6 protein-coding genes are annotated in these 5297 nt (G+C 71.5%); all 6 read right to left on the reverse strand.

Features of this window, described 5'->3' with window-relative positions; genetic code table 11:
* Window positions 1–63: 63 nt before the first annotated feature.
* On the reverse strand, window positions 64–1290 hold the full coding sequence (gene rocD / locus ACFWN1_RS31395) for an ornithine--oxo-acid transaminase (RefSeq protein ID WP_384369532.1): 1227 nt from the start codon (window positions 1288–1290) through the stop codon (window positions 64–66).
* The gene (gene ddaH / locus ACFWN1_RS31400) at window positions 1287–2099 is read right to left on the reverse strand and encodes a dimethylargininase (protein ID WP_384369534.1); all 813 of its coding nucleotides are present in this window, start codon (window positions 2097–2099) and stop codon (window positions 1287–1289) included. Before ddaH ends, rocD begins: the two co-directional genes overlap by 4 nt.
* A gap of 167 nt (window positions 2100–2266) precedes the next feature.
* Window positions 2267–2752, reverse strand: coding sequence for an Lrp/AsnC family transcriptional regulator (locus tag ACFWN1_RS31405; protein ID WP_384369538.1), 486 nt, complete (start codon window positions 2750–2752; stop codon window positions 2267–2269).
* 54 nt (window positions 2753–2806) lie between these two features.
* Window positions 2807–2992 (reverse strand): hypothetical protein, encoded by a 186-nt coding sequence (locus ACFWN1_RS31410; protein WP_384369541.1) that lies wholly within the window; start codon window positions 2990–2992, stop codon window positions 2807–2809.
* Between the two features lie 90 nt (window positions 2993–3082).
* Entirely contained in the window at window positions 3083–4033 is a 951-nt protein-coding gene (locus ACFWN1_RS31415) for a cytochrome c oxidase assembly protein (RefSeq protein ID WP_384369544.1), read from the reverse strand.
* A gap of 107 nt (window positions 4034–4140) precedes the next feature.
* Window positions 4141–5166: a 6-phosphofructokinase gene (locus ACFWN1_RS31420; RefSeq protein ID WP_384369547.1), complete on the reverse strand. Its 1026-nt coding sequence runs from the start codon at window positions 5164–5166 to the stop codon at window positions 4141–4143.
* Window positions 5167–5297 lie beyond the last annotated feature (131 nt).

Genomic DNA, 5297 nt, shown 5'->3' on the forward strand with positions numbered 1-5297 from the left:
GGGCCTGCTCGCCGCCGGGTGAAACGGAAGGGGCCGGTGCTGGAGAGGCACCGGCCCCCCGGCTCAGATCGCCTGCCCCAGCACCTTCTCCAGTGTGCCCAGCGCGGAGCGCAGCTCGTCCGCCGTCACCGTCAGCGGGGGAGCGAGCCGGATCGTGGAGCCGTGGGTGTCCTTGACGAGGATGCCCTCGCGCATCAGCCGCTCGCTGATCTCCCGGCCCGTGCCCAGCGCCGGGTCCACGTCGACGCCCGCCCACAGCCCCCGCGCCCGGAACCCGGTCACCCCGTGCCCGCGCAGCGCCTCCAGGCCCGCGCGCAGGACCGCGCCCAGCTCGTCGGCGCGACGCTGGAACTCGCCCGTCTCCAGCAGCTCGACCACCGCTGTGCCGACCGCCGCCGCCAGCGGGTTGCCGCCGAAGGTGGAGCCGTGCTCACCGGGACCCAGCACGCCCAGCACCTCGCGCCGGGCCACCACCGCCGACACCGGCACGATGCCGCCGCCCAGCGCCTTGCCCAGCAGCAGCACGTCCGGCACCACCGACTCGTGCTCGACGGCGAGAGTGCGGCCGGTGCGGCCGAGCCCGGACTGGATCTCGTCCGCGACGAACAGGCACCCCGTGCGCCGGGTCAGCTCCCGCACCCCGGTCAGATAGCCCTCGTCCGGGATGATCACCCCGGCCTCGCCCTGGATGGGCTCGATCAGCACCGCCGCCGTCGTCTCGTCGACCGCCGCCTCCAGCGCGGCCAGGTCGTTGTACGGCACGATCGTGAATCCGGGCGTGAAGGGGCCGAAGCCGGCCCGTGCCGTCTCGTCCGTGGAGAAGCTGACGATCGTCGTCGTACGGCCGTGGAAGTTGTCCGCCGCGACCACGATCGTGGCCTGCCCCTCGGGCACGCCCTTCACGTCGTACGCCCATTTGCGGGCCACCTTGATGCCGCTCTCCACCGCCTCGGCGCCGGTGTTCATGGGCAGCACCATGTCCAGCCCGGTCAGCGCCGCGAGCCGCTCCGCGAACTCCGCCAGCCGGTCGTTGTGGAAGGCGCGGGAGGTCAGGGTCAGCCGGTCCAGCTGGTCGTGCGCGGCCTGGATCAGCGCCGGGTGGCGGTGGCCGAAGTTCAGCGCCGAGTAGCCCGCCAGCATGTCGAGGTACCGGCGGCCTTCGACGTCCTCCACCCAGGCGCCCTCGGCCCGTGCCACGACGACGGGCAGCGGGTGGTAGTTGTGCGCGAGGACCGGCTCCTCCGCCCGGATCAGATCGGCGGACGTGCGCGCGTGCGCGGGTGCGGTCATGAGCGGATCTCCTGAGTGCAGCACTTGATGCCGCCGCCTGCCTTGTGCAGTTCCGACAGATCGACGGGCACGGGATCGTAGCCATGCGTGGCCAGGCGCTCGGCGAGCACCTCGGCCTGGGGGGCGATGAAGACATGCCGGCCGTCCGACACGGAGTTCAGGCCGAACGCCATCGCGTCGTCCCGGGTGGCGAGCACCGCGTCCGGGTACAGCCGCCGGAGCACCTCGCGGCTGCCCTCCGAGAACGCCTCCGGGTAGTAGGCGACGTTGTCGTCGTCCAGCACGAACAGCGCCGTGTCCAGGTGGTAGAAGTACGGGTCCACCAGGGTCAGGGTGATCACCGGGTGCCCGAAGAACTCCTGCGCCTCGCGGTGGGCGTCGCGGGTGGTGCGGAAACCGGTGCCGGCCAGCACGTACCGGCCGGTCCACACGAGGTCGCCCTCGCCCTCGGTCACGGCCAGCGGGCGGTGGACGTCGTACCCCGCCGTCTTGAACCACGAGTCGTAGTGGAGCGACTCCGCGCGCCGCTCGGGCGCGTGGAACAGTGAGCCGAAGACCCGGCCGCCGACCACGAAGGCGGCGTTGGCGGCGAAGACCATGTCGGGCAGGCCCGGCACCGGGTCGACCGCGTCCACGGTGTGGCCGTGGGCGCGGTAGGCGTCGACCAGCGTCCGCCACTGGGACCGGGCGAGACCGACGTCCACGGGGGTGTCGGGGCGCATCCAGGGGTTGATCGCGTACCGCACGGTGAAGTGCCTCGGTTCGCAGACCAGAAAGCGCCGGGGGCGCTGCGCACGGGTTTCGGCCACAGAGGGTTTCCTCCGCTTTCCAGTGTGTCACTCACGGCGGTGACACCACGGTAGGAAGTCCAGCTGAGGTGCGACAAGCGACGAAAGCTGCGTGCTGACGCAGCATCGTTGCGCATCCACCGGGCAGAACGCACGAGACCTGCGCGTAAGGCGGGTTTGAGCCGTGATCACTCGGGCGCGGCTTGGGTGGCGCCGGCCTCGGGGCTCTCCGGGAGCAGGTGGGACAGCACCATCACGCTGATCGTCTTCCGGATGAACGGTTCGGCGCGGATGCGCTCCAGGACGCCCTCGAAGTGCTCCACGTCCCGCGCCCGCACATGCAGCAGGGCGTCCGCGCCCCCCGTCACCGTCATGGCCGCCGTGATCTCCGGATGGTTGCTCACCACCTCGGCGAGCCGGCGCGGCGGGGCGGCGCCCTCGCAGTAGACCTCGACGTACGCCTCCGTGCGCCAGCCGAGCGCGGAGGGCCGCACGGTCGCCGTGAACCCCGTGATCACCCCGGTCTCCCGGAGCCGGTCGACCCTCCGCTTGACCGCCGTGGCCGACAGTCCGACGGCCGCGCCGATCTCGGCGAAGCTGCTCCGGGCGTTCGCCATCAGCGCGGTGACGATGTTGCGGTCGAGGTCGTCGAAGGACGCGGCCCTGCTGTTCACGCGGCCACTGTAATCAGCCGCGCCCGCCCACCCCCGCCACGGCGACGCGGCGCCCTACGACTGTGTGACCGCCAGCGCCACCGTCAGCAGCCCGAGCACCACCCAGCCGAACCAGAGCCAGCCGTTGCCCCCGAGCGCGACCGTGTACGCCGTGACGACGACCAGACCGCCCACGGTCAGCGCCCCCATCGCCCTGGTGGCACCGTCCGCCTTGCTGGAACCTCGCATGGAACCGGGCATCGCGGCACCCTCCTCGTGGTCCTTCCACCACCATCGTGCCCCGATTCCGCCGCCACCGGCACTCCGGTGGCCGGGCAGATCCGTGCGAGGTCAGCTCTCGCGCGCGCTCAGCGAGGCCAGGTAGGCGTTGTACGCCGTCAGCTCCTGGTCGCCGTCCCGGTCCGCCGCCCGGTCCTTGCGGCGGGCCTGCCGCTGCTCGGAGCGGTACCACTGGAACAGCAGCGCGATCAGCACCAGCACCGACGGGATCTCGCTGAACGCCCACGCGATGCCGCCGGCCGCGCCCTGGTCGGAGAGCGCGTCGATGCCGAGCGAGGCGGGCGGGTCCTTGAAGGTCTCCACCATCGGCTCCGACGCCATCATCAGCGCGATGCCGAAGAAGGCGTGGAACGGCATGCCCGCGAACAGCTCCAGCATCCGCATCAGATGGTTCGGCCGGTGCGGGCCCGGATCGATACCGATGATCGGCCAGAAGAACACCACGCCGACCATTAGGAAGTGCACCATCATGCCGATGTGCCCCGCCTTCGACCCCATCAGGAAGTCGAAGATCGGCGAGAAGTACAGCGCGTACAGGCTGGCGACGAACAGCGGGATGGTGAACGCCGGATGGGTGATGAACCGCATGTACCGGCTGTGCAGCAGCGCCAGCAGCAGTTCACGCGGGCCGGCGTTTCCCCGGCCGGCCGTGGGCAGGGCCCGCAGCGCCAGCGTCACCGGGGCGCCCAGCAGGATCAGGATCGGCGACAGCATGCTGATCACCATGTGCTGCACCATGTGCACGCTGAACATGACCATGCCGTAGTCGTTCAGCCGGGTGCACATCACCAGAGCGATGGTCAGCACCCCGACGGCGTACGACAGGGTCCGCGAGACCGGCCACGCGTCCCCGCGCCGCCGCAGCCGCAGCACCCCCCAGCCGTACAGGGCGAGCCCGGCCAGGCAGGCGACCAGGAAGAACGGGTCCGCCGACCACACGAGCCCCCGTCCCAGCGTGAACGGCGGCAGCTCCGGCACCATGCCGTGCCCGCTGTGGTCCATCCGGCGGCTCCTGTTTCGTGGGGGTTGAGCGGTTTCTGTCCGCACTCAGGGTACGGGCGCCCCCGCGCCCGCCCGTGAGCGGGGTCCGCCGCTCCCCGCACCGCCCGCTACAGCACGCACTCCGCCTCGGCGTACCGCTCCGCCGGAACCGTCTTCAGGGTGCTGACCGCCTCGGCCAGCGGCACCATCACGATGTCCGTGCCGTGCAGCGCGGTCATCCGGCCGAACTCCTCCCGGTGCACCGCCTCCACCGCGTGCCAGCCGAACCGGGTTGCCAGCACCCTGTCGTACGCCGTCGGGGTGCCGCCGCGCTGCACATGCCCGAGGATCACCGGCCGCGCCTCCTTGCCGAGCCGCTGCTCCAGCTCCACGGAGAGCTGGCGGGCGATGCCGGCGAACCGCTCATGGCCGTAGATGTCCCGGCCGCCCTCGTCGAACTCCATGGAGCCGGGACGCGGCTTGGCGCCCTCGGCGGCCACCACGATGGCGAACCGCTTGCCGGCCTCGAACCTGGCGCCGACCCGGCGGGTCAACTCCTCGATGTCGAAGGGCCGTTCCGGGACCACGATGGCGTGCGCGCCGGCCGCCGTGCCCGAGTTCAGCGCTATCCAGCCGGTGTGGCGGCCCATGACCTCCACGATCAGCACCCGCTGGTGGGACTCGGCGGTGGTCTTCAGCCGGTCCAGCGCCTCGGTGGCGACCCCCACGGCCGTGTCGAAGCCGAAGGTGACATCGGTCGCCGCGATGTCGTTGTCGATGGTCTTGGGCACGCCCACTATCGGCAGCCCGCTGTCCGACAGCAGCCGGGCCGCCTTCAGCGTGCCCTCACCGCCGATCGGGATGATCGCGTCGAGCCCGAGTTCCTCGACATGGCCCTTGACCCGCTCCACCCCGCCCCGCAGGTGCTCCGGGCGGACGCGGGAGGAGCCGAGGATCGTGCCGCCGCGCGCCAGGATGCCGCTGACGGCGTCCAGGTCGAGCTTCGACCAGTCGCACTCCAGCAGACCCTTCCAGCCGTCGCGGAAGCCGATGACCTCGTCGCCGTGGTCGACGAGGGCTCGGTGCACGACGGACCGGATGACGGCGTTCAGGCCGGGGCAGTCGCCGCCGGAGGTGAGGACACCAATGCGCATAGCCCGAATTACCTTCTCGACGTGGGCCGGGAGGCCGGACCTCATTGTCCGGCGGGTTCCCGGCCAGACTACCGGCGGCACGTGCCCCTCACCCAGCAGGCGTCCGCCTGCTGGACGCACCCGCACAGGTG

Source organism: Streptomyces sp. NPDC058459, from assembly GCF_042721685.1.
Lineage (GTDB): Bacteria > Actinomycetota > Actinomycetes > Streptomycetales > Streptomycetaceae > Streptomyces.

What these genes read in the sequence shown, in the direction of transcription:
- rocD (WP_384369532.1), bottom strand. Translation starts at nt 1,290, where the DNA reads ATGACCGCACCCGCGCACGCGCGCACGTCCGCCGATCTGATCCGGGCG.
- ACFWN1_RS31410 (WP_384369541.1), bottom strand. Translation starts at nt 2,992, where the DNA reads ATGCCCGGTTCCATGCGAGGTTCCAGCAAGGCGGACGGTGCCACCAGG.
- ACFWN1_RS31415 (WP_384369544.1), bottom strand. Translation starts at nt 4,033, where the DNA reads ATGGACCACAGCGGGCACGGCATGGTGCCGGAGCTGCCGCCGTTCACG.
- ACFWN1_RS31420 (WP_384369547.1), bottom strand. Translation starts at nt 5,166, where the DNA reads ATGCGCATTGGTGTCCTCACCTCCGGCGGCGACTGCCCCGGCCTGAAC.